Origin of the sequence: Rhodococcus sp. NBC_00294 (genome assembly GCF_036163995.1) — a bacterium.
GTDB lineage: Bacteria > Actinomycetota > Actinomycetes > Mycobacteriales > Mycobacteriaceae > Rhodococcoides.
Genome location: NZ_CP108043.1, coordinates 581,263 through 602,984, shown reverse-complemented (window position 1 = coordinate 602,984; position 21,722 = coordinate 581,263). Strand labels below are relative to the sequence as shown.

The following is a 21,722-nucleotide window of genomic DNA, read 5'->3' as shown; positions in this document are numbered from 1 at the left end:
GCGCGTCTCGCCGGGCTGCTGCACAACGGCGGACGGCGCGCTCATCGCCTCGCGGTCGCCGTCGACACCCTCGATACTCGCTTACGCTCGGCGACAGTCGAATCGGAGCGACCGCGATCGATGCCGTGGTGGCAACGACGAGTGCCGTGGATGTGACGCAGTCATCCGGACCGTCCCCAGTGCCCCACCGCCTCGTCGAGGGTGAGAACGTCCGCGTACTTCGCACGCAGGTCGAGCAGGTTCGACTCGTGCATCCCCGCCTCCCGATCACCACATGCGTCCGCGACCACGAGTGGCCGGAATCCGTGTTGCAGAGCGTCGGTGGCGCTGGCGCGGATGCAGCCACTGGTGGTCAGGCCGCAGATGTAGAGGGTGTCGACACCGCGTGCGGTGAGGGTCGCGGCGAGCGACGTGCCGAAGAAGGCACTCGCGTACTGTTTCGTCACGACGGTCTCGCCCGCTGCGGGCCGCGGGGCCGACGGGAAGTCGCCGAGATCCGAGCCCTCCTCGAACACGCTCAGCGCCGGGATCTTCCTTATGAACAGCCCGCCGTCGGCGCCGCCGGCCTGATAGCTCACGCGAGTGAAGACGACCGGTACCCCGGCGTCGCGGGCTGCCGCGACGAGAGTCGCGGCAGCGGCGACGGCGTCCTCCACGGGAGCGCGCAGGGGCGACCCGTCGACGAGGTACGCCTGCACGACGTCGATCACCAGTAGCGCCGCGCTGCGCCCCGGTCCGAGATCGCCGGCGAAACCCGACTCGCGATACGACCCGAGCGTGTCCGTCACGCGCGCACCGCCTTCCGTACGTTGACGGGCGGACGCGGCGCCGGCAGACCGGTCTCCTCCTCGCACCGTTCGAGGATGACCTCGAGGGACGGACCCTTGTCGAACACCTCGATCTCGCCCCGCTCGGCTGCCATGCTCTCGCGTCGGCCCGCGGATGCGTCGGCATCGATGACACCGTCCGCGTCGCAGACAACGCCGTAGCCGGTCAGAGCGCCGTCGGCGCTGACGAGGCCGCGACGCACCTCGAGCGCCACCAGCTCGGGATCGCGCGTCAGCGGGTCACCCCAGCCGCCGCCACCCCACGTCACGAAGTGCAGCACATCGCCCCGCGACACCTCGACGTCGTGAATCTTGCTGGGGAGGATCTCCGTCTCACCCGACGCGCGGATCAGCCACTTGCGTCCGCGTGCACCGGGTTTGCCGCCGTTCACACCCCACGGATAGGTGAGCCAGCGATCGTCGTGGATCGCGATGGTGCCCGGCTCCTCGAAGTAGTAGGCCACGTCCACGCCGTTGCCGCCGCGATGCAGACCGGCGCCGCCCGTGTCGGTGACCGTCTCCCACCGCTCGATGCGCAGCGGGTAGTACGACTCCAGGTACTCGCAGGGGATGTTGACGAACGACGGCCACAGCGAATGTCCGTCCGGACCGTCACCCATCGGTCGGCCGGGGATGCCGCCGAAACCGATGGAGTACAGCTGGAACCACTCACCGTCCCGCGGTCCGCCGTCGTAGTGGCCCGAGTACATGAAGTGGGGTGACGACGAGAACCCGGCGGCATTGAGGATGTCCGGATTGTTCTTGCCCAGGAGCCCACCGAAGAGGTCGAACACCCGCCCGATGCCGTGGTTGCGGCCGTTGAGCGCCGCGGGATAGCGCGGTTTCCAGAACGAGTCCTCGGGAATGGTGACGTCGATCAGCGGATAGAAGCCGTCGTTCCAGAGGATCTGCGGATCCGCCACGGTGATGACGTAGATCCCGAAGAACATCCGGACGAGGTTCTCGTTGATGAAGTAGTTGATCGGACCGACCGCCTGCGGCGCCGCCTTGCTGAAGTCGAGGTGGATCTTCTCGCCGTGCCGGGTCAGTGTGATCGCGAGTTCGTAAGGTCCGTAACCACATCCGTCGTCGCAGATGAAGTCGTTGAACTCGATGGTCTCACCGTCGACGAAGAGCATCGCGAGCAGCACCTTCATCGCCTGGTAGTTGCGGTCCAGCAGTGCGTCGAGGGCGGACAGGTAGACGTCGACACCGAATCTGTCGCACAACTCGACGATGCGCCGGGACGCCGTCGAACACGCGGCGACGAGACCGTTGAGATCGGCTCTGTTCCAGTCGGGCTTGCGGACCTGGTTGAGGATGATGTCGAGCGCGGTCTCGTTGAGCTGCCCCTCGCTGTACAGCTTGAAGGGCGGGATGATGACGCCCTCCTCGAAGATGGTGTGCGCGTCGGTGGGCATCGACGACGGGGTCTTTCCGCCGACGTCGGACATGTGGCCGAACATCGACGACCATCCGACGACGCGGCCGCTGTGGAAGATCGGCAGCACGATGAGCCAGTCGTTGGCGTGGCTGATGGCGGCACCGCACGCGTACGGATCGGAGGTGAGGAGGATGTCGCCCTCACCGACGGTGCCGTTGAAATTGTCGAGGAAGTCGGGCACGGACAGACCGAACTGCCCGACGACCATCTTCCCGCTCGGATCGGCGATGAGCGGGAACTCGTCGTGCTGCTCGCGGATACCGGGTGAGAGTGCGGTACGGAAGAGCACCTCGTCCATCTCGTATCGGGCGTTGCGGAGCGCGTTCTCGATGATGTCGAGCGTGATCGGATCCACGGGAACCGTGGTGAAGGGCGTGGTCGAGGTCTCGATGATCGTGGCCATCAGGTCTCCTGAGATGAGTTCCGGGCGAGAGGGGATCAGCGGGGAGCGATGAGAAGGCTGGCGCTGGAATGGACCGTCGCGGCGTGACCGGAGAGGACCAACGTGGTCGAGTCCATCTCGGTGATCACGGCGGGTCCCTCGACGACGTTGCCTGCCAGCAACTTCGCCCGGTCGTAGATGCCGGCCTTCGCGTACTCGCCGTCCATCCACACGTCGTTCGTGGACACCAGTGCGGCCGACGGATCCGCACCGCCCTCCTCGAGCGGCTGGAAGGCCACGTCCGGTCGCGGCCCGCTGACCGTGACGCGCAGGTTGATGACCTCGCGTTCGTTCTTCAACAGGAACGAGAAGAGACGCTCGTGCTCGGTGTCGAATGCCGTTCCCAGAGTGGACAGCAGATCGCCGGACTCGAGTGCGCTCGCGTCGAGATCCACGGGGATCTCGAAGCCCTGGCCCTGGTACCGGAGATCCACCTGGTACTTCGCCGTCTGCTGATCCGCGGGCACGCCCTCGGCCGACAGTCGTGCGGCCGCGGACGTCGCGAGTTCCGCCAGGGCGGTGCGCAGCTCGGCGTCGTCGGTGTCGGAGAACGCACGGATCATCGTGCGAGCGCTCTCGTCGCGGACGCAGGTGGTGGCGTCTCCGTAGGCGCAGAGGACGCCGGGAGACGGCGGGACGATGACAGGCCACGCGCCGGTGAGACGCCCGAGTGCGTTGGCGTGCAGCGGACCTGCGCCACCGAACGACACCAGTGCGAAGTCGCGGGGGTCGTAGCCTTGCTGCACGCTCACCAGTCGGAGTGCGCCGAACATGTTCTCGTTGACGATGTCGACGATGCCCGACGCCGCTTCCTCGGGACTGCCGAGCCCGATGGCGTCGGCGATGGTCGCCACTGCCGTCCTGCTCGCGTCGACGTCGAGGCTCACCTCACCGCCCGCGAGGGCGGCAGGCAGGTACCCCAGCACGACGTTGGCGTCGGTCACCGTCGGCTCCGTGCCGCCGTTGCCGTAGGCCGCAGGCCCGGGGTCGGCTCCCGCGGATTGCGGACCCACCCGCAGCGCCTTCGTGAGCTCGGGGACATGGGCGATCGACCCGCCGCCGGCACCGACCGTCCGGACGTCCACACTGGTGGCGCGCACAGCGAGGTCGCCGACCTTGGTCTCACGACCGATCCGCGGCTCACCGCCGAGGACCAGTGCGACGTCCGTCGACGTGCCGCCCATGTCGAAGGTCAGGAAGTCGGAGTAGCCGGCCTGCTCGGCGAACCACACCGCGCCGGTGACGCCTCCCGCCGGGCCCGACAGCAGCAGGGACACCGGTGACTCGGCCGCCTTGGCCGACTGCACCAGGCCACCGTCACTGCGCAGGATCGACAGCGGCGCCGTGATGCCCTTGTCCTGCAGCGACCGGTCGAGGTTCCGCACGTAGCGGGAGACCTCCGGCTGCACGTAGCTGTTGGCCACCGTCGTCAGAGTGCGCTCGTATTCGCGCATCTCGGGAAGCACCTGGCTCGAGATGGAGACCGGAATGCCGGGCAGTTCGCTCTCCGCCCAGGCCGCGACCTGCTTCTCGTGCGAGTCGTTCGCATACGAGTTGATCAACGAGATGGTCAGCGCCTCGATGCCCGCACCGGCCAGTCGACGCAGTTGCGCGCGGGCCTGCTCCTCGTCGAGAGGAGTGATCTCCGACCCGTCGGCAGCCAGTCGCCCGACCACCTCGACGGTGTTCTCGAGCGCCGCGAGCGGTTCCGGCTTGGGCCAGATGATCCACCCCGCGAGCCCGCCCGGGACGAAGGAGCGCGCGATCTGCAGCACCTGCCGAAACCCGTCCGTGGTGACGAGCCCGACGCGCGCACCACGTCCCTGCAGGATGGCGTTGGTCGCGACCGTGGTGCCGTGCAGAACCTGCCCGATCTCCGACGGCTCGATCTCGGCCTCCGCGCAGACCTTCGCGATGCCGTTGAGCACACCGATCGACTGGTCCGCAGGGGTGGACGGTGTCTTGGCTCTGAAGGTGGTGCCGGTCGTCTCCTCGAGAAGCAAGACGTCGGTGAAGGTGCCGCCGACGTCGACGCCGAGTCGATAACGCATGGTGTTCTCCCGTGCTGTGAGGGTGAGAGGAGCGAAGGTCAGATGATGCCGCGCCCCGCGAGCGCCGCCCGGTCGGAATCCGTGACTCCGAGGAGTCGTCCGTAGATGTCGGAGTTGTGTTCTCCCAGTTCGGGTCCGGCGTGCCGGACCGAGCCGGGACTGTCGCTGAGCTTCGGTGCGACGTTCGCCATGGGGATCTCACCGAAGTCCGGGTGCGCCAGACGCACGATGGCCTCGCGCGCGGCGAAGTGCGGATCGTCGAACATGTCCCGCGCCGTGTAGATGCGGCCGGCGGGAACGCCCGCCTCGTGCAGGAGGTCGAGCACGGTGTCGGTGTCGAGGGCGGACGTCCAGGCCCCGACGATGTCGTCGAGCTCGGTCATGTTCTTCCCGCGCGCCTCGTGGTCGCGGTAGCGGGCGTCCTCGATCAGGTCGGTCCGGTCCATCGCGGTGACCAGTCGGCCGAACACCGAATCCTGGTTGGCCGCGACGAGAATCATCTCGCCGCCCAGGGTGGGATAGACGTTGCTGGGCGCGATGTTCGGCAGCACGGAGCCGGTCCGCTCACGCTGATACCCGCCGATCTCCCACTCGGGCAGCAGGGATTCCATCATGGCGAGCACCGCTTCGTAGATGGCCGAGTCGACGAGCTGCCCCCGTCCGGTGTTCTCCCGGTGATGCAGCGCGGTGAGGACGCCGATCGTGGCGAACACGGCGGCCAGTGAATCACCGAGGGAGATGCCGGTACGAGACGGCGGCATCTCGGGATTGCCGGTGACGTACCGGATTCCGCCCATGGCCTCGCCGATGGACCCGAAGCCCGCCCGCGGTGCGTAGGGGCCGTTCTGGCCGTACCCGGTGACCCTGGCCATGATGAGGCGCGGATTGATCTCCCGCAGTGCGTCGAACCCGAGGCCCCAACGCTCCATCGTGCCGGGGCGGAAGTTCTCCACCACGATGTCGGCGTCCGCGATGATCCGGCGGGCGAGGTCCTGACCCTCGGCGCTGCGCAGGTTGCAGGTCACGGACTTCTTGCCGCGCGCGACGACGGGCCACCACAGGGACTTGCCGTGCGGCTTCTCCCGACCCCACTGGCGCATCGGATCGCCGGTGCCGGGCGGCTCGAGTTTGATCACCTCGGCGCCGAAGTCGGCCAGCAACTGTCCGCAGAAGGGGCCGGCGAGAAGCTGACCCATCTCCACGACACGCAGATCGGACAGTGGGCCGGTGGGGGCCTCGCTCATGAGGACTCCTTCGTCTCGTCGGTCGTGAGGGCTTGGAGCAGAACATGTTTGGCGGCGCGGACGTGGGCGCGCATCACCGAGTCCGCCCACGTCTCGTCGCCGGCGCGCAGAGCCGCGACCAGGTCGCGATGGTGGGCGTGACTGCGTGCGAGATCGACGGGGGCATAGCGATGGAACGTGCGCATCACCAACGGCAGCTGGATCACCGCTCCGAGCATCGAGATGAGGCGGGTGCTGGCCGCGGCAGTGCGCACGATGGCGTGGAACTCGTCGTTGAGCTGCGCCATCAGGTCCAGGCGTTGATCCGCTCCGTCCCCGGCCGCGGTTTCCATGAGGTCGCACAGCTCGGCGAGTCGGTCGACGTCCTTCTCGCCGATACGTGAGGCCGCCCGTGCCGCGGCCATGGCCTCGAGCGTCATCCTCAGGTCGTAGATCTCCTCGAGGTCGTCCGCCGTCCACCGGTACACCCGAGCCCCGCGATGCGGCAGAACCTCGACGAGTCCCTCCATCTCGAGCTGTCGCAGCGCCTCACGCACCGGTGTCCGGCTGGTCTCGGTGAGTTCGGCGATCTCGACCTCTCCGAGACGTGCACCGGGCGCATACGTCCCGGACACGATGCTGTCGCGGATGTGCGCGTAGACGCGGTCGACGGCTCTCGCCATGGATGCGACTCCCTGTGGTCGGTGGTGAATTGTTCACAATGTAGGCCCATGGCGATGGCGTGTCCCGGTAATCGTCGTAAAACTCTCGTTTCCGATCCGCTATTGCATACAACGGCGTGTCGGCGCAGGATGGGCCCATGACTGCGGTGCAACTTGTCGAGGTGGGTCCCCGTGACGGACTGCAGAACGAGGACGCTGTCCTCTCCGTCGACGACAAGATCGAACTGATCACGCGCAGCGTCGCCTCGGGTGCCACGCGCATCGAGGCGGTGAGCTTCGTGAACCCGAAGCGGGTGCCGCAGATGGCCGGCGCCGAGGAGGTCATGGCAGGCGTCCCGCGTGACGGCTCCGTCTCGTACATCGGGTTGGTGCTCAATCGACGTGGACTCGACCGCGCTCTGGCGTCCGGCGTCGACGAGGTCAACGTCGTGGTCGTCGCGACGGAGGAGTTCAGCAAGCGCAACCAGGGGTGCTCCGTCGACGAGGCGGTGGCGGCGGCGCACGACATCATCACGGATGCGCGTACTGCGGGCGTGCCGGGCACGGTCACCATCGCCGCATCGTTCGGGTGCCCGTTCAGCGGTGAGGTGGATCCGGCGCGAGTCGGGGAACTCGTCGCGCGGATCGCCGAATGCGCACCGGCCGAGATCGCCCTCGCCGACACCATCGGCGTGGGAGTGCCGGCGCAGGTTCGTCGACTGGCGGAGCTCGCCACCCGGAACGCTCCGAACATCCCGCAGCGCTGGCACTTCCACAACACGCGCAACACCGGTTACGCCAACGCGCTGACCGCACTGGAGATGGGGGCGCAGGCCCTCGACGCCAGCATCGGCGGCTTCGGTGGGTGCCCGTTCGCACCCGCCGCCACCGGGAACATCGCGTCCGAGGACCTGATCTACGCGCTCGACCGCTCCGGCGTCGAGACGGGAGTGAGCATGGACGTGCTGGTCGACGCCGCGACCTGGCTCGGCTCGGCGCTGGGCAAGGACGTGCCGGGGTTCCTCGGGCGTGCGGGTGGCTTTCCTCCGCGGTGACCTGCGGGAAAGACGGCCGTGACTCGTGTTCCCGCGGGCGTTTCGTGTTCCCGCGGTAGATGCAACGCCTACGGGAACACGAAAGGCCAGCGGGAAGGCCGGAGGCCGGCCGTGACTCGGGAAGGCCGGGGGCCGGCCGTTTCTCAGCGGGAAGGCCGGAGGCTCAGACGACCCGGAACCGTTCGAGGACCACGAGAGTCGAGTCGTCGATGGTGAGGCCGGCCAGCGTGTCCGCCATCTCGTCGGATCGCCAGAACCGTTCGTGCCCGGCACGCCATGCGGCGACGTCGGCGTGACCCTCACCCTCCGCGACGGCATGCGTATCGTCGACGTCGCCGAGAGCGCTGACGCGTACGTCGGTGATCTCGATGACGCAGGCAGTGGCGCCGCCGGAGTCGATCACTCTGTGACGCTCGCCCACTCGGGGCAGCGGCTCGTTCTCGTACTCCACCCGCAGTGAGGTGGTCGCCGTCTTGCGGCCTGCGCCTATCGCCGACACGAGGGCATCGCGTAGCGGCCCGGGGAAGGCGAACTCGGCCACGGGGAGAGAGTCGATGTCGGCCATTCCTCGAGTATGGCGCACGCGGGTCGGGGTTCCCGCGGACGTTCCCGGTTGCTGCGGACGCTGCAACACCTACGAGAACCTGTGCGGTCAGCGGGAAGGCCGGAGGCCGGTCGAGGTCAGCGGCTCAGCGAGTACACGAGCGTGTCCGTCCACTCACCCTTGCACCAGCAGTCCTGCAGGCGCAGTTCCTCGTCGCGTAATCCCACGCGCTGGGCGAGACGTGCGGAGGCTGCGTTGCGCGCGTCCATCTCCGCGGTGACGCGCCGGACCCGGTCCAGAGCGAGTACCTCGTCGAGCACTGCCTGCACCGCTTCGGTGGCGTAGCCGTGGCCGGAGACGTCGCGCGCGAAGGTCCACCCGAGTTCGACAGTGTCCTCGGCGACGAACCATGCGGAGACGGTGCCGATCACCCGGCCGTTCAGCTCGACGACAACCCCCAGTGCCCCCGTGCCGAGACTCGTTCGCTCGCACCGTCTCTGCACTGCGATCCGTGCGTCCTCCGCCGTCCACGGCTCGTGCATGAGGTACCGGCAGACCTCGGGATCGGTGTAGAAGTCGAGCCGGTGCTCGTCGTCCGGGGAGTAAGTGCGCAGCCTGAGCCGCGCGGTGACGGCGACGATGGTCACGAGCGCGGCCTCGTCACCGCTGCCAGGACGAGGAGGAGAGCCGCCGCGGCGCCACCGACCAGAAATCCTGTACCGGGAGAACGGGAGTCGACCACCACGCCGATACCCGCGGAGGCGAGAGCAGCGCCCGCGTTCACCGCGGTGTTGATCCAGCTCGACGCCTCGGTGCGCACGTCGGCGGTGGTGAGGTGATCGGACAGCAGGTACCCCGTCACCAGGGCGGGTGCGATGCAGAAGCCCAGCAGGAACAGTCCGACATGCAGCGGCACCGTGGTCGAGACCAGCGCCAGCACGGAGGTGAGGACGGCCATCATCAGGACCGTCGTCAGAAGTCGACGGGTCAGCGAGCCGGCCCAGCTCCGGCGCCCGTACAGCAGTCCACCGCAGACACTTCCGGCTCCGAGCGCCGCGAGAAGAGTTCCGGCCGATCCGATGGCTCCCTGCTTCGCGGCGAAGGCTGTGGCGGCGATCTCCACGGTTCCCAGGACGGCCCCGACCCCTGCCATCGCTGTCAGGACACCGACGAAGCCGGGCCGTCGGAGTGGGCGCGACGAGGGAGTGGTCCCTGTCGTGCGCGGGCCGTGTCCGCGCGAGTGCCGGCTGGTGGTCATGCCGACCGTGCCGACGACGGCGACGCATCCCGTGGCGGCGAGTGCGATCGACGGGGACAGGGCGGTGACGAGGGTGGCGCCGAGGAGGGGACCGATGGTGAACATCGACTCCTCGCTCACGGCATCGAGACTGTAGGCGCGGGTGCGGGTCGGCCCCGGCGGCGTCAGCGAGCTCCAGACGACACGCATCGAGGCGCCGAGTGGGGGAGGGAAGAATCCGGTGACCAGACTGCCGAGCACGAGGGACCAGGCCGGGGCATCGACGTACGTCAGAACGGCCAGAGTGCCCAGGGCCGTGGCGAATCCGACGGCCATCGAGACGAGGGCTCGCCGCTGACCGATGCGGTCGACGAGACGTGCCCGATACGGTGACGCCACCACATTGGCGACACCGAACGCACCCGTCGCGGAACCCGCGACCGCGAACGATCCGGTGGCACGCTGCACCGCCAACAGGATGACCAGTCCGACCATCGCGAAGGCCAGGCGGCCGAGCAGTGCGGGGAGGAAAGCGCGTGCGGCACCGGGTAATCGGACGATGCCGAGATAGCCGAGCGGATCCGCGGCGCGGTCGTCAGTGGGAGGAGGGAACGCCACCGGTCACCATGTCGAAGACGGCGTCGAGTTGAGCCCGGCCCTCGTCGACGTCGGGGTGGCGCTCGGCGATCTGGTTCAGCAGGGCGCGCTGGAAGATGCCGTCGATGGTGATGTAGGCGGTGGCCGGCGTGAGAACAGGCGCCGCTCCGACGAGTTCGCAGTACCGGGCGACGACGCGCCAGATCATCTCCTCGCGCCGGGACTCGATCTCGAGGACGTCGGCGCGGAAGGAGGAATCGAACAGGCTCTGATTGCGCAGGTCGTACCAGAGGCGGTGGATCGCCGCGTCGGCGAGCAGAGTGCCGAAGAAGGTCTCGGTGAACGAGCGTCGCAGCTGCTCGGCGGACTCGGCCCCGGCGACGACGTCGTCGTACCGCGTCACACAGATCTCCTCGTACTGCCGCACGGCATGCGCGATGAGATCGAGCTTGTTGGAGAAGTAGTAGTGCAGGACGCCGTGCGAGTACTCGGAGTTCTGAGCGATCTCGCGGAGGCTGGTGCGGGCGTAACCGAGTTCCGCCAACGTCGCGAGAGTCGCCAGTGCGAGCTCGCTGCGACGCGCCTCGAACTTGTCTCGAGAGCGCTCCTCGACGCGAAGTCGGGGGTCGGTGGTCTGGGTCACCCGGAAAGCATACCGCCGCATCGAGGAACTCTTGACAGTCGTCAAGAGTTTTCTTGACGACTGTCAAGACTTGTCCCTAGTGTTGCCTGCATCACATCGAACAGCGGATGTGATTCCACGCGAAGAACGCTTCGAACAAGGAGAGCGGACATGACGAGTTACGACCTGACCGGACGAACGGCACTGGTCACAGGCGGTGCGCAGGGCCTCGGCGCGGGAATGGCGCAGGCTCTCGCGGCGGCAGGAGCGTCCGTCGCCATCGCCGACATCAATGCCGCGGGTGGTCAGGAGACGGTCGAGGCGCTGCGGGCCACAGGAGCGAAAGCGGAGTTCGTCCAGCTCGACGTCACGGACGACGCGGCCTGGGAGGCGGCGGTCGAGTCGACCATCGGCGCACTGGGCGGCCTCGACATCGTCGTCAACAACGCGGGTATCGAGGTCACCAGTCTCATCGCCGATCTCGACGCCGAGGCGGCGTCCGCGATGCTGCAGGTCAACGTCATCGGCACCGCACTCGGCGTGAAGCACGCATTCCGCGCGATGCGCCCCGGTGGCAAGGCCGGCAAGGGCGGATCGGTGGTCAACATCGCCTCGGTCGCCGCCACGATCGCGTTCCCGGGCATCAGCCTCTACTCGGCGACCAAATCCGGTATCGACCGGCTGACCCGCGTGGCCGCGGCCGAGTCGGGGAAGCTCGGCTACGGCGTGCGCGTCAACTGCATCTATCCGGCACTGACCCCGACCGCGATGGGCAACAAGCTCGCGGTCGACACCGCGGAACTCGGCCTGTTCCCGTCGGTCGAGGCGGCAGTGCAGACCGTCGTGGAACTGACGCCCCTCGGTCGACTCGGCCAGGTCGACGACATGGCGGACGCCGTGGTGTTCCTGTCGTCCGACGCCGCGAAGTTCATCACCGGCGCAGGGCTCCCCGTCGACGGCGGCATGGGCATGTGACCTGCCGCCCCACCAGCACGGCTCTCGACCACCCCACTTCGAACCAGGAGATCAACCATGCCCACTGACAAGCGCGTCGTCGTCTACGGAGCGTCCGGCTACACGGGTCGGCTCATCTGTGAGTATCTGCGCGAGTACAACATTCCCTTCCTGGCCGCCGGCCGCGATCACGCCCGCCTGAAGGATGCCGTGAGTGCCGTGCCGGGTATCGACACCGTCGAGCACGAGATCGTCGAGGTCGAGCACACCGTGGAGGCGCTGACCGAGGCCTTCCGCGGCGCGACCGTGGTCCTCAACACCGTGGGACCGTTCGCCCGCTACGGCCACGAGGTGGCGCAGGCCTGCCTGGCCATCGGTGCGCACTACACCGACACCAACGGCGAGCAGAACTGGATGATCGACGCCGAGGCGCAGTACAGCGCCGACTTCGCCTCGCAGGGACTGGTTCTCACGCCGGGCCTCGCGCAGATGTACTCCATCGGTGAGATCGCCGCGAACATCTGCCTGGAGAACCCGGGTCTGAACAGCCTCGACATCCAGGTGTTCTGGAAGGGGCACCCCACCGTCGCCTCGACCAACACCATCCTCACCAACGCCGCGTTCTCCAAGGCGTACTACCTGGAGGAGAACGAGTACGTCGAGTGGCCCGCCGACGCCGGGCTCTACACCGTGAGCGTTCCCGGTCAGCACGATCTCGGCCTGGCGTTGCCGTGGGGCGGCACGTCGCATCCGGTCTGGTTCAAGAACGACCCGCGGGTCACCACCGCGAAGGCTCTCGGCGGTGTCTTCAATCCGCCTCTGATGAAGGCGGTTCCGCTGTTGGTGGCCGCCGCGCTCGAACAGATGGAGGGCAAGTCGGACGAGGAGAAGTACCGCATCATCGACGAGCAGTCGTCCGCGATCCGCAGCGAAATGCCGCCCCGGGAGAACCCGCGCCTGAACACCTCGCTGGACTCGGTGTACGCATCGGGTCCGCTGGGCCGCGCACACTGCGTCATCCACGGCAACTGCAACTACAAGCAGACCGCGCTGCTCAACGCACACGGGGCTGCCGCACTCCTGCAGGGAGCTCCGCGCAAGGTCGGATTCGCCTCCAGCTGTGAGGCGTTCGGTCATCGCGAGTTGCTCGGCACGCTGCGGGCGTTCGGTCTGGTCCTGGACCCGATCGTCTCCGTGCACCGCTGAGATGCGACTCTCCGACTACCTGGACAAGGGCGTCTCGCTCGGCCGTGGGGCACCGTGCCTCACGGCCGGGGGTGACACCTCCACCTACGGTGAGGTGTACGACCGGTCGGTCGAGATCGCCGCGGCGCTGCAACACGACGGTGTCGAGGCCGGCGATCGCGTCGCCGTCCTGTCCGGTAACGACCCGCTGGCGCTGACGTGCGTGTTCGGCATCTCGCGCGCCGGCGCGGTGTGGTGCCCGGTGAATCCGCGGAACGAGGCCGACGAGAACCGCCAGCTGTTCGATCTCTTCGGATGCCGAACTCTGTTCTTCCAGAGCCGATTCACCGATCTGGTCGACCGGATCCGAGGCGATCTGCCGCACCTCGTGCGACTGGTCTGCCTCGACGGTGACACGGAGTGGTCGATCCCGTTCGAGTCGTGGCTCGCCGAACACCGCGGCGAGCTCGACGCGGACAGGCGGCCGCCGCGCGGGCTCGCGATGCTGGCGGGAACGGGCGGCACCACGGGAAAGCCGAAAGGGGTGCGGCTGACCGAGGACAACATGATGACCTCGACGGCGCTCGCGCTGATGAGCTATCCCTTCGGTGTGCGTCCGCGGTATCTCGCGCTGGCGCCGCTCACACACTCCGCCGGTGTGCTGACGTTCCCGATCCTGAGTCTCGGCGGCGAGGTGGTCATCATGGCGGCCCCCGACATCGGGGAGTTCCTGGCGCTGATCGAACGGCACCGCATCACCCATGCGTTCCTGCCTCCGACGGTGATCTATGGCGTGCTCGACCACCCGGATCTGGATCATCGGGACCTGTCGTCTCTCCGCTGCCTCTGGTACGGGGCGGCGCCGATGTCGCCGACGCGGCTCGAGGAAGCGCTCACGCGCATCGGGCCCGTGCTGGGGCAGCTGTTCGGACAGACCGAGGCGCCCAACATGATCGCCACCCTGGCGCCGGCGGACCACTTTCGTCCGGACGGCACGGTGGCGACGGAACGGCTCACCTCGGCCGGTCGTCCGACACCCTTGACCACGGTCGCGATCATGACCGAGAAGGGCGACCTCGTCGGCACCGGTGAGCGTGGCGAGATCGTCGTGCGCGGTCCCCTGGTCATGGACGGCTATCACGACAATCCGGCGGCGACGGCAGAGGTGGGCGCTCACGGTTGGCACCACACGGGCGACATCGGATACCTCGACGACGAGGGCTTCCTCTACGTCGTGGACCGCGCGAAGGACATGATCATCACGGGCGGCTTTAACGTCTACTCGGCCGAGGTGGAGCAGGCACTGCTCGCGCATCCCGCGGTCAAGGAGTCGGCCGTGGTGGGACTTCCCGACGAGAAATGGGGAGAACGGGTGGTGGCCGCGGTCGAACTGCGCTCGGGTCAGGACGCCGAGGTGAGCGAGATCATCGCGTTCGTCAAGTCCCGCGTCGGCAGTGTGAAGGCGCCCAAGGAGATCGAGATCTGGGACGTCCTGCCGCGCTCGAAGGTGGGAAAGATCCTCAAGAACGAGGTCAGGGCGACCATGACGACGTGATGCCGTGGGTCGCGTGAGCGCCACGCGTGACATGTGCTGACGCTGCTGGGCTTCGCTGACGTTGTGCAACATCAGCGAATACGGGTCGGGTCAGCGAATCCACCTCGACCCTCTGGACGCGGCGGGAGGCTGGGTCTACCGTCAACGGACCTGACGGTACGTCCTGCCAGGAGCCCGAGCCCACCGGCGCAGTCGCTACGGTGGGCGGATGCCATTGTCGCCGCGGGTACCGGACCTCGGAGCCCTCGATGTGATGGTGTCCGTCGCCCGGTTGGGCAGCATGACGGCAGCGGGCCGCGAACACGGGTTGAGTCAGCAGGCGGTCAGCGCGCGAGTGCGTGCTGCGGAACGGGACATCGGTGTCCGCATCTTCGATCGCGGGACGAGCGGTGTCGCCCTGACCCCCGAGGGCGTCGCGGTCATGGAGTGGGCGGGCGGCATCCTCGACTCGGCCGAGAAGTTCGCGACAGGAGTGACATCGCTTCTGCGCGAGGGCAATGCGACGCTCACCATTGCCGCGAGTATGACCGTCGCCGAGCACCTTGTGCCGGCGTGGATGCTGTCGATGCGCAGACAGTCGCCCGACGTCCAGGTGCAGATGCGACTGATGAACTCGGCGGAGGTCGCCGAGCAGGTGCTGGACGGGCGCGCGGACATCGGCTTCGTCGAAGGGCCCGACGTGCCGGCCGGGCTCGGGGTCGCCGTCGTCGCGCACGACGAGTTGATCATCGTCACGGGACCGTCCCACCCGTGGGCGACCAGACGTGCGGCGTCGATGGAGCTGCTGCAGACGACGGCTCTGGTGCAACGGGAGCCGGGGTCGGGAACCCGCACCACGTACGAGAGCGCCGTCCGCCCGACGGTTCCGCCGCTCATCGAGCTCAACTCCGTCACCGCTGTCAAGTCTGCTGCCATATCGGCGAATGCGCCGGCGGTGGTGTCGTCCCTCGCGGTGGAGGGGGAGCTGCGGAGTGGCGCGTTGGTGCGCATCGACGTTCCCGGTCTTTCGATGACGCGTGAGCTGCGCGCGGTCTGGAGCCTGTCTGCAGCACTGCGCGGTCCACGTCGCGACTTCCTCGACATTGCCCGGCAGTAGCCACAAACAGCGTTTGTGGGGTGACAAGAGCACGACCACTACTGATCGTCGCCGTCCCGGCGCACTGTGAAGGCATGACGACCTTCCGGACCGCGACATCGCACGGGCTGCTCCGCGATCTCGACTCGCCCGGCAGCGTGATCGAGCACATCACGCCGAACTGGTTCGCATCGGTGATGGGGACCGGAATCGTCGCCACTGCCGCAGCAACGCTGCCCGTGCAGAATGTCGTGCTCCACATGGCAGCCGTCGTCATGTGGCTGCTCGCCTCGACTGTCCTCGTCGTCGTGTCGACCCTGTTCGCCGCGCACTGGCTCGCGCACCGCCGCGTCGCGCAGGCCCACGCGGCCCACCCGGTCATGATGCAGTTCTACGGCGCGCCGCCCATGGCCCTGCTCACCGTCGGTGCCGGCACGAGCCTCCTCGGCGTGGACATCATCGGGCAGAGCCTGGCCACCTCGATCTTCGTCGTCCTCTGGACGGTGGGTACCGCGCTGGGGCTCGCGACCAGTGTCGTCGTCCCGTACGTGATGATCACCCGCGGCCGCAGTGCCGACACGGTCGCGCTCCCGGCATGGCTGATGCCCGTGGTGCCGCCGATGGTCTCGGCATCCACCGGTGCACTTCTCCTCCCGCACATCGCCGACGGGCAGTGGCGGCTCGCGATGCTCGTCGGCTGCTACGCGCTGTTCGGATTGGCACTCGTGACCGGGCTGATGGTGACGACCGCGGTTCTCGGTCGACTGCTGCACGGCGCCGTCCTCCCGGTCCAGGCTGCACCGACTATATGGATCACTCTCGGCGTCATCGGCCAGTCCGTCACCGCGGCCAACCTCCTGGGTGCCGATGCGGCGATGGTGTTCACCGGTGACCGGAGCGAGGTGGCGGTGGTCCTGCGTGCGGCGGGAATCCTCTTCGGAATGGTGATGGGCGGCTTCGGAGCGATGATGTTCGCCCTGGCCACGGCGCTGACCGTGCACGCGGTGCGCCGAGGACTGCGCTTCTCGTTGGCATGGTGGTCGTTCACCTTCCCGGTCGGAACATGCGTCACCGGCGCGGCGGCGTTGGGGCGCGCGCTGGAGTCGTCCGTCGTCGAGGCACTGGCGGTCGTGCTGTTCGCCGTGCTGGTGACGGCGTGGACGACGGTGGCGACGAGGACGGTGCGCGAGGCGTATCGCGGCCGGGTGTTTCTTCCGGCGTGAGAGTCGCACGACGGCGAAGTGGGCACACTGGAGGCATGGAGATCACCGGCCACCTCACGCCCGACGAGTTCTGGACCCAGCAACGCGCGATCGAGGATCAGATCCGCGCCGAGTCGACCACCTTCCCGACCTACACGGTGAACGGGTGGAACGGGGTGCGGGTGATGGGCCCGTGGTCGCGGGAGAACGACGTACTGACCAGCGTGACACTGCGGCACGGTGAGGTCGACTGGGACGGCGACGACATCGACGGTCCCTTCGTCGAGGTCACCACCACCACGAAGGACGCGCACCGCACGGCGCTGAAGGCGATGCTGTCGGCGATCGGTCTGACGCCGATGTCGCCCGAGTACAAGCGGCGACGTGAGGCCATCGCGGCGACGGAGGCGCGTCGCGTCGTCGTGCCGGTGAACGGCGCGGACACCGACTTCGAGATGCACGGCGGGCAGGAACGGTGGTGGGCGTCGGCGACGGTGGGCGACCACGGTGTGGTGATCGAGGCGCGGCACCACCCTGTCGAGGCGGTGGCGCTGACGTCGGAGACCGACATGGAGCCCTATCTCGACGGCCTCCGCGCCGCGATCCGTACGAGTCGGGGCGAGTGATGGCACTGCCCTCGCACGGCCGATTCCCGTACTCGCCCATCACGTCCCGTCCGTCGTTCTCGTGGCCGGGCGGCGCGTCCCTCGCGGTGTACGTCGCCGTCAACTGCGAGCACTTCCCGTACGACGACGGAGCTCCCGGGCTGGGATGGACGCCGGGAATGGACCAGCCGAACACCTACAACTGGGGTTGGCGCGAGTACGGCAACAGGGCGGGCGGCTTCGCGTTGGCCGACACGTTGCGCGACAGCGGAATTCGTCCGACTCTGCTCGTCAACGCCGAGATCTACGAGCACGCTCCCGATCTGGTGGCGGCGTATCGCGCACTCGGCGCGGACGTCGTCGCCCACGGCCGCACCAACGCCGAGCAGCCGAACCAGCAGGACGAGGACGCGGAACGTCGCACCATCGAGGCGGTACGACGGGCGATCGAGTCACACGAGGGTTCGCCGCCTCGGGGTTGGATGAGCCCCGGCGCGAACCCGAGCCGGGTGACGGAGGACCTGTTGGCGGAGCAGGGATTCGAGTACACGCTCGACTGGCCGATCGACGACCAGCCGGTGTGGATGGCCACGCGCGGTGGACCTCTACTGAGTGTTCCGTACCCGCACGAGGTCAACGACCTTCCGGTGTTCGTCCATCACCACGGGTCCGCGGAGGATTTCGAGCACATCGTCGTCGACTCGTTCGACGAGCTGAAGGAGCAGTCGCGGCGCGCACCGCGCGTGTTGGCCATCTCCACCCACACGTTCCTCACCGGGCAACCGCACCGGCTCAGACGCTTTCGTCGCGCGCTGGATCACCTGACGTCGCACGCCGACGGTGTCTGGTTCACCACCGCCGGCGACATCGCCGAGCACTATCGGACGGTCACTCCGCCGCCTGCGTGACGTAGTCGTGCAGCTGCGCCTCGGTGAGGTTCGCCTCGGTGAGTGCCGCGAGGGCCTCCGGATCGAGGTTCTCGGCACTGCCGTCCGCGAAGCGCCGTGCACCCTCGGCCGTGACACCGCGTGCTCGCAACTGGGCGAACACCTCGTCGGTACTCACACGCCCGCCGGGAGTGCCCGTGCCGCGACTCCCGCTCCCATGTTGTACCCGAGATGACCGCCGAGAGCGCCGCCCAGACCGGCGACGGCGAATCCGGCGAGTGCGAGCGCCTTCGACGTGGTGTCCGGCGGCGACGACGCGTCCGCTGCCTTCGCGCGCCGGCGATACGACGCCGTGAACAGAGCCAGGGCTACGGCGTTGGTGCTCGCGTGGATCAGACCCACTCGTCGCTGTTCCGCGTTGAGCGTCGACCACGTCGCCCACCCCGTCACCAGTGCGGTGGGGGCGGTCACCAGTCCGGCACCGATGAGGCGCCGCGCTGCCGCGGAGTCTCCACCGGTGACATCGAGAAAGACTGCGCTGGTCCACAATCCGACCGAGGAGTAGGCCATGATGGGATGCATCGGGTGGCCGACGAAGGTCCCACGGAGGAGGCCGTCGACCTTCGTCCCCTCGAGAGCGGATCGGAGCTTCCCGGCGACGGGGTCGCTGACCGGATCGAGGAACGTCGCCTTCTCGAGCGGGTGGAACAGCGGTGTGAGATTCATACCGTGTCGGATACCCGCAGCGGTCGAGGGTAACCGCGACGCACGGTGCGCTCGAGAATGCCGAGGGTCACGCGCAGGGACGATCCGGACACCACGGGGAATATGTCACGCTCCCGCCAGTCGGGATGGATGTCGGACCAGTCGTAGTAGGACGTGACGAGGGTGCCCTCCGTGCCGTCCTCGAAGGAGTGCGGCGCGAGCCGGTACCCGTAGCGGTGGCCGATGGGCGGTCGGACCGTGCCGACGATCGTCCACGAGATGTCCCGATCGCGCTCGAAGGTCGCGATGGTGACCTCGACGTCGTAGGTACCCATCGGGAGGTCGCCGAGTGCCTCGCGATCCATGTGCACGACGAAGGTGTCTCCCGCGGACGTCACGGGTGCGCCGTCCGCGCTCATCAACATGCCCGAGCCGTCGATGGCGACGTGGCCGTCGGGATCGCAGAGCACGTCGAAGATGTCCGCCGCGGGCAACGGCATCACGCGCTGAAACTCGAGTCGTTCGTCGGTCATGGGTCCAGTCTGCACTTGTGCAGGAAGCGGGTGCGCAGGTCGTCATTGAAGACGGAGCGCGACGGGCACAGACTCGTGACCATGACGGACCTCACAGGACGATCGGCTCTCATCACCGGTGGTGCCAGCGGAATCGGGGCCGCGATCGCCCGCGCCCTCGCGGCGAACGGCGCTCGGGTCACCGTCGCCGACCTCGACGGTGACGCCGCCACGGCGCTGGCACACGAGATCGGGGGAGACGCGTGGCAGGTGGATCTCTCCGACGTCGACGCGCTCGCGGACCTCACCCTCGAGACCGACATCCTGGTGAACAACGCGGGAATCCAGCACGTGTCGCCGATCGAGGACTTCGACCCGGTGATGTTCCGCCGCATCCTGACACTCATGGTGGAGGCACCGTTCCTGCTGGTGCGTGCCGCTCTGCCGCACATGTACGAGTCCGGGTACGGACGCATCGTCAACATGTCGTCCGTGCACGGCATCCGGGCATCGGCCAACAAGTCGGCGTACGTCACGGCGAAGCACGCGCTGGAGGGACTGTCGAAGGTCACCGCTCTCGAAGGCGCCGAGCGGGGCGTCCGCAGCAACTGCGTCAACCCCGGCTACGTGCGAACACCCCTCGTGGAGAAGCAGATCGCCGATCAGGCGCGCGTCCACGGTATCGACGAGTCCGAGGTGCTCGAGAAGGTGCTGCTGACCGAGAGTGCGATCAAGCGGATGGTGGAGCCGGAGGAGGTGGCCGCACTGGTGTCCTTCCTCGTCGGAGACGAGGCGTCGATGATCACCGGCGCGTCGTACACGATGGACGGCGGCTGGAGCGCGAGCTGATCACTCGCCGCGCGAGACGCTCTCCACGAAGTCGCGGGCGATGTCACGGAGCTTGCGGTTGGCACGCTGTGACTCCGCGGACAGCATGCCGAACGCGGTGTCGCTGTCGACGCCGTGCAGCGCCATGAGAATGCCCTTGGCCTGCTCGATGGGGGCGCGGTGCTCGAGTGCGTCCTGCAGGCCCGACGCGACCTCGCGGGCCGACCGCACGCGCGCGTAGTCGCCGATCGCCGTGGACACGGTGGACGTCAGCAGCTCGAGGATCGACTCGTCGATCGACCCGAACGCGTCGGGGGCGGTGCCGTACAGGTTGAACGATCCGAGCTTCATGTCGGCGGTGTGCAGGGGCGCGGCGAGGAACGAGCGCACGCCCTCCTCGCGAGCAGCGTGTACGAACTCCGGCCAGCGCTGCTGCGCCGCATCGACGTCGACGCGCACGATCTCTCCGGTCCGGGCGGCCTCGAGGCACGGACCCTCACCGATCTCGTACTGATGGCGGTCGACCTCGAGCGTGCGGTCGTCGGTGTGCACGGCCGTGTACGTCAGGCCGCCGAACAGGATGCTCACACCGACGCTGGACGCACCGTCGACGGCCTCGTGTGCGATCTCCGCGGTGCGCTTCAGCAGCACCGCCAGATGGTCGTCGTCGCGGACGCTGCCGCCGACCACGCTCAGCATGGCCGCGAGTCGACGGGGAGCGACCGACCCGGTGGCCACCTCGGTGACCAACTCCGCCGCACGCGACGTCGACTCGTCCGCCTCCGCGCGCTCCGAGTCCGCTGTCGCCGCCACGGCGCTGTCCCTGCTCTCCACGGTTGAGAATCATCGCACGACGCGGGGACACCAGCAGCGACTCCGGTTGAGTTCGGTGGCCAGCGGGTATCGCAAGCATCAGGTACTCGTGTTGTCCGGACATCACGAAGTGCCAGAGCCGTCGAGTGAAGAAGCCCGCCGATGTCTCGGAGACCCCCACTGTGTGCCTGCGCACCGGTGGGGTTCTTCGTGTCGTGGGCTCAGCCGCGGCGTGCGTGCTCCTCGATCACGGCGGCATTGAGCGCGGCCGCGGCGCTGACGATCGCGGCGGCGTCGTCCGGGTCGCACTCGCCGTCGGCGACGCGCGCGACGGCATCCTGCATGCGTACGCACAGTGTGGCGACGGAATCGTCGTCGGTCGGCTCGTCCGCCACGGCGCTCGTACCCGCCGATTCGTCGTCGGCCGGCTCGGTCTGACGGACGTCCTCGATCACGTCGTCCCGCCCGGCGTCCGCGAGTCGCTCGAACTCCTCGGCCGGTGTCTCGGGACGGTAGTTGCGAGGGCTGCCGTTCACCACGGTGCGCGTGCCCGGCGACAGCGCCACGAAATTGACCCGAGTCCCGCCAGGATCGCCGCTGACCCGGAAGACCCGATCCGGGCGTGTGACACTGCGCACGATCATGCCGTCCGCGATGGCGTGCGGATTGCGTGGAGCCACATCGAACCTCGATTCAC

23 protein-coding genes are annotated in these 21,722 nt (G+C 68.0%); 9 read left to right on the top strand and 14 right to left on the bottom strand.

What is annotated here, in order from left to right:
* Positions 1 to 161 precede the first annotated feature (161 nt).
* From OHB23_RS02825 to OHB23_RS02805, 5 genes are read right to left on the bottom strand one after another with little or no spacing between them, the layout of a single operon-like run.
* Positions 162 to 788 carry an isochorismatase family protein gene (locus OHB23_RS02825; RefSeq protein ID WP_222633202.1) on the bottom strand — a complete coding sequence of 209 codons (627 nt, stop codon included), beginning with the start codon at positions 786 to 788 and terminating at the stop codon, positions 162 to 164.
* Positions 785 to 2,674 (bottom strand): hydantoinase B/oxoprolinase family protein, encoded by a 1,890-nt coding sequence (locus OHB23_RS02820; RefSeq protein ID WP_037186312.1) that lies wholly within the window; start codon positions 2,672 to 2,674, stop codon positions 785 to 787. The genes OHB23_RS02825 and OHB23_RS02820 overlap by 4 nt, the downstream gene beginning before the upstream one ends.
* Positions 2,675 to 2,709: 35 nt before the next feature.
* The gene (locus tag OHB23_RS02815; protein ID WP_307109596.1) at positions 2,710 to 4,764 is read right to left on the bottom strand and encodes a hydantoinase/oxoprolinase family protein; all 2,055 of its coding nucleotides are present in this window, start codon (positions 4,762 to 4,764) and stop codon (positions 2,710 to 2,712) included.
* A 38-nt stretch (positions 4,765 to 4,802) separates the two neighbouring features.
* Positions 4,803 to 6,008, bottom strand: a complete 1,206-nt coding sequence (locus tag OHB23_RS02810) for a CaiB/BaiF CoA transferase family protein (RefSeq protein WP_328810827.1) — start codon at positions 6,006 to 6,008, stop codon at positions 4,803 to 4,805.
* Positions 6,005 to 6,670, bottom strand: coding sequence for a GntR family transcriptional regulator (locus OHB23_RS02805; protein WP_328810826.1), 666 nt, complete (start codon positions 6,668 to 6,670; stop codon positions 6,005 to 6,007). Before OHB23_RS02805 ends, OHB23_RS02810 begins: the two co-directional genes overlap by 4 nt.
* A gap of 137 nt (positions 6,671 to 6,807) precedes the next feature.
* Between OHB23_RS02805 and OHB23_RS02800 the strand changes: the two genes are divergently transcribed.
* Positions 6,808 to 7,704, top strand: coding sequence for a hydroxymethylglutaryl-CoA lyase (locus OHB23_RS02800; protein WP_222646861.1), 897 nt, complete (start codon positions 6,808 to 6,810; stop codon positions 7,702 to 7,704).
* A gap of 163 nt (positions 7,705 to 7,867) precedes the next feature.
* On the opposite strand, the gene OHB23_RS02795 is transcribed toward OHB23_RS02800, so the two are convergent.
* From OHB23_RS02795 to OHB23_RS02780, 4 genes are all read right to left on the bottom strand, one after another.
* Positions 7,868 to 8,269, bottom strand: a complete 402-nt coding sequence (locus OHB23_RS02795; RefSeq protein ID WP_027506510.1) for an ASCH domain-containing protein — start codon at positions 8,267 to 8,269, stop codon at positions 7,868 to 7,870.
* A gap of 116 nt (positions 8,270 to 8,385) precedes the next feature.
* Positions 8,386 to 8,895, bottom strand: coding sequence for a GNAT family N-acetyltransferase (locus OHB23_RS02790; RefSeq protein WP_328810825.1), 510 nt, complete (start codon positions 8,893 to 8,895; stop codon positions 8,386 to 8,388).
* A complete protein-coding gene (locus OHB23_RS02785) occupies positions 8,892 to 10,103 on the bottom strand; it encodes an MFS transporter (RefSeq protein ID WP_328810824.1) in 1,212 nt (403 codons plus the stop codon). Before OHB23_RS02785 ends, OHB23_RS02790 begins: the two co-directional genes overlap by 4 nt.
* Positions 10,081 to 10,725 (bottom strand): TetR/AcrR family transcriptional regulator, encoded by a 645-nt coding sequence (locus OHB23_RS02780; RefSeq protein WP_027506507.1) that lies wholly within the window; start codon positions 10,723 to 10,725, stop codon positions 10,081 to 10,083. The genes OHB23_RS02785 and OHB23_RS02780 overlap by 23 nt, the downstream gene beginning before the upstream one ends.
* Positions 10,726 to 10,875: 150 nt before the next feature.
* Between OHB23_RS02780 and OHB23_RS02775 the strand changes: the two genes are divergently transcribed.
* The 7 genes from OHB23_RS02775 (at position 10,876) to OHB23_RS02745 (ending at position 18,188) form a co-directional block, all read left to right on the top strand.
* Positions 10,876 to 11,679 carry an SDR family NAD(P)-dependent oxidoreductase gene (locus OHB23_RS02775; protein ID WP_042574244.1) on the top strand — a complete coding sequence of 268 codons (804 nt, stop codon included), beginning with the start codon at positions 10,876 to 10,878 and terminating at the stop codon, positions 11,677 to 11,679.
* Between the two features lie 57 nt (positions 11,680 to 11,736).
* Entirely contained in the window at positions 11,737 to 12,864 is a 1,128-nt protein-coding gene (locus OHB23_RS02770; RefSeq protein ID WP_056443486.1) for a DUF5938 domain-containing protein, read from the top strand.
* A 1-nt stretch (position 12,865) separates the two neighbouring features.
* Entirely contained in the window at positions 12,866 to 14,398 is a 1,533-nt protein-coding gene (locus OHB23_RS02765; protein WP_328810823.1) for an AMP-binding protein, read from the top strand.
* A gap of 208 nt (positions 14,399 to 14,606) precedes the next feature.
* Positions 14,607 to 15,494, top strand: a complete 888-nt coding sequence (locus tag OHB23_RS02760) for a LysR family transcriptional regulator (RefSeq protein WP_056443500.1) — start codon at positions 14,607 to 14,609, stop codon at positions 15,492 to 15,494.
* Positions 15,495 to 15,568: 74 nt separating this feature from the next.
* A complete protein-coding gene (locus OHB23_RS02755) occupies positions 15,569 to 16,696 on the top strand; it encodes a TDT family transporter (protein WP_328810822.1) in 1,128 nt (375 codons plus the stop codon).
* Positions 16,697 to 16,731: 35 nt separating this feature from the next.
* Entirely contained in the window at positions 16,732 to 17,301 is a 570-nt protein-coding gene (locus OHB23_RS02750) for a hypothetical protein (RefSeq protein WP_027506500.1), read from the top strand.
* On the top strand, positions 17,301 to 18,188 hold the full coding sequence (locus OHB23_RS02745; RefSeq protein WP_056443505.1) for a polysaccharide deacetylase family protein: 888 nt from the start codon (positions 17,301 to 17,303) through the stop codon (positions 18,186 to 18,188). Before OHB23_RS02750 ends, OHB23_RS02745 begins: the two co-directional genes overlap by 1 nt.
* Here OHB23_RS02745 and OHB23_RS02740 read toward each other — a convergent pair.
* From OHB23_RS02740 to OHB23_RS02730, 3 genes are read right to left on the bottom strand one after another with little or no spacing between them, the layout of a single operon-like run.
* Positions 18,169 to 18,345 (bottom strand): hypothetical protein, encoded by a 177-nt coding sequence (locus OHB23_RS02740; RefSeq protein ID WP_155957085.1) that lies wholly within the window; start codon positions 18,343 to 18,345, stop codon positions 18,169 to 18,171. The two genes, OHB23_RS02745 and OHB23_RS02740, sit on opposite strands and share 20 nt — an antisense overlap.
* Positions 18,342 to 18,893 (bottom strand): DUF2231 domain-containing protein, encoded by a 552-nt coding sequence (locus OHB23_RS02735; protein WP_027506498.1) that lies wholly within the window; start codon positions 18,891 to 18,893, stop codon positions 18,342 to 18,344. The genes OHB23_RS02740 and OHB23_RS02735 overlap by 4 nt, the downstream gene beginning before the upstream one ends.
* A complete protein-coding gene (locus tag OHB23_RS02730; protein ID WP_027506497.1) occupies positions 18,890 to 19,405 on the bottom strand; it encodes a polyketide cyclase in 516 nt (171 codons plus the stop codon). Before OHB23_RS02730 ends, OHB23_RS02735 begins: the two co-directional genes overlap by 4 nt.
* A gap of 81 nt (positions 19,406 to 19,486) precedes the next feature.
* Here OHB23_RS02730 and OHB23_RS02725 point away from each other — a divergent pair, with 81 nt between their 5' ends.
* Positions 19,487 to 20,233 (top strand): 3-hydroxybutyrate dehydrogenase, encoded by a 747-nt coding sequence (locus tag OHB23_RS02725; protein ID WP_027506496.1) that lies wholly within the window; start codon positions 19,487 to 19,489, stop codon positions 20,231 to 20,233.
* Here OHB23_RS02725 and OHB23_RS02720 read toward each other — a convergent pair whose 3' ends face one another.
* Entirely contained in the window at positions 20,234 to 21,046 is an 813-nt protein-coding gene (locus OHB23_RS02720) for a GAF and ANTAR domain-containing protein (RefSeq protein ID WP_056443510.1), read from the bottom strand. It lies immediately after the preceding gene.
* A gap of 200 nt (positions 21,047 to 21,246) precedes the next feature.
* Complete coding sequence (locus OHB23_RS02715; protein ID WP_222633190.1) at positions 21,247 to 21,705, bottom strand: hypothetical protein; 459 nt, start codon at positions 21,703 to 21,705, stop codon at positions 21,247 to 21,249.
* Positions 21,706 to 21,722: the final 17 nt, after the last annotated feature.

Excerpts from the sequence above, each read along its gene's own strand:
- OHB23_RS02820 (WP_037186312.1), bottom strand. The coding sequence starts at position 2,674 with ATGGCCACGATCATCGAGACCTCGACCACGCCCTTCACCACGGTTCCC.
- OHB23_RS02815 (WP_307109596.1), bottom strand. The coding sequence starts at position 4,764 with ATGCGTTATCGACTCGGCGTCGACGTCGGCGGCACCTTCACCGACGTC.
- OHB23_RS02810 (WP_328810827.1), bottom strand. The coding sequence starts at position 6,008 with ATGAGCGAGGCCCCCACCGGCCCACTGTCCGATCTGCGTGTCGTGGAG.
- OHB23_RS02805 (WP_328810826.1), bottom strand. The coding sequence starts at position 6,670 with ATGGCGAGAGCCGTCGACCGCGTCTACGCGCACATCCGCGACAGCATC.
- OHB23_RS02800 (WP_222646861.1), top strand. The coding sequence starts at position 6,808 with ATGACTGCGGTGCAACTTGTCGAGGTGGGTCCCCGTGACGGACTGCAG.
- OHB23_RS02795 (WP_027506510.1), bottom strand. The coding sequence starts at position 8,269 with ATGGCCGACATCGACTCTCTCCCCGTGGCCGAGTTCGCCTTCCCCGGG.
- OHB23_RS02775 (WP_042574244.1), top strand. The coding sequence starts at position 10,876 with ATGACGAGTTACGACCTGACCGGACGAACGGCACTGGTCACAGGCGGT.
- OHB23_RS02770 (WP_056443486.1), top strand. The coding sequence starts at position 11,737 with ATGCCCACTGACAAGCGCGTCGTCGTCTACGGAGCGTCCGGCTACACG.
- OHB23_RS02765 (WP_328810823.1), top strand. The coding sequence starts at position 12,866 with ATGCGACTCTCCGACTACCTGGACAAGGGCGTCTCGCTCGGCCGTGGG.
- OHB23_RS02760 (WP_056443500.1), top strand. The coding sequence starts at position 14,607 with ATGCCATTGTCGCCGCGGGTACCGGACCTCGGAGCCCTCGATGTGATG.
- OHB23_RS02755 (WP_328810822.1), top strand. The coding sequence starts at position 15,569 with ATGACGACCTTCCGGACCGCGACATCGCACGGGCTGCTCCGCGATCTC.
- OHB23_RS02750 (WP_027506500.1), top strand. The coding sequence starts at position 16,732 with ATGGAGATCACCGGCCACCTCACGCCCGACGAGTTCTGGACCCAGCAA.
- OHB23_RS02745 (WP_056443505.1), top strand. The coding sequence starts at position 17,301 with ATGGCACTGCCCTCGCACGGCCGATTCCCGTACTCGCCCATCACGTCC.
- OHB23_RS02735 (WP_027506498.1), bottom strand. The coding sequence starts at position 18,893 with ATGAATCTCACACCGCTGTTCCACCCGCTCGAGAAGGCGACGTTCCTC.
- OHB23_RS02730 (WP_027506497.1), bottom strand. The coding sequence starts at position 19,405 with ATGACCGACGAACGACTCGAGTTTCAGCGCGTGATGCCGTTGCCCGCG.
- OHB23_RS02725 (WP_027506496.1), top strand. The coding sequence starts at position 19,487 with ATGACGGACCTCACAGGACGATCGGCTCTCATCACCGGTGGTGCCAGC.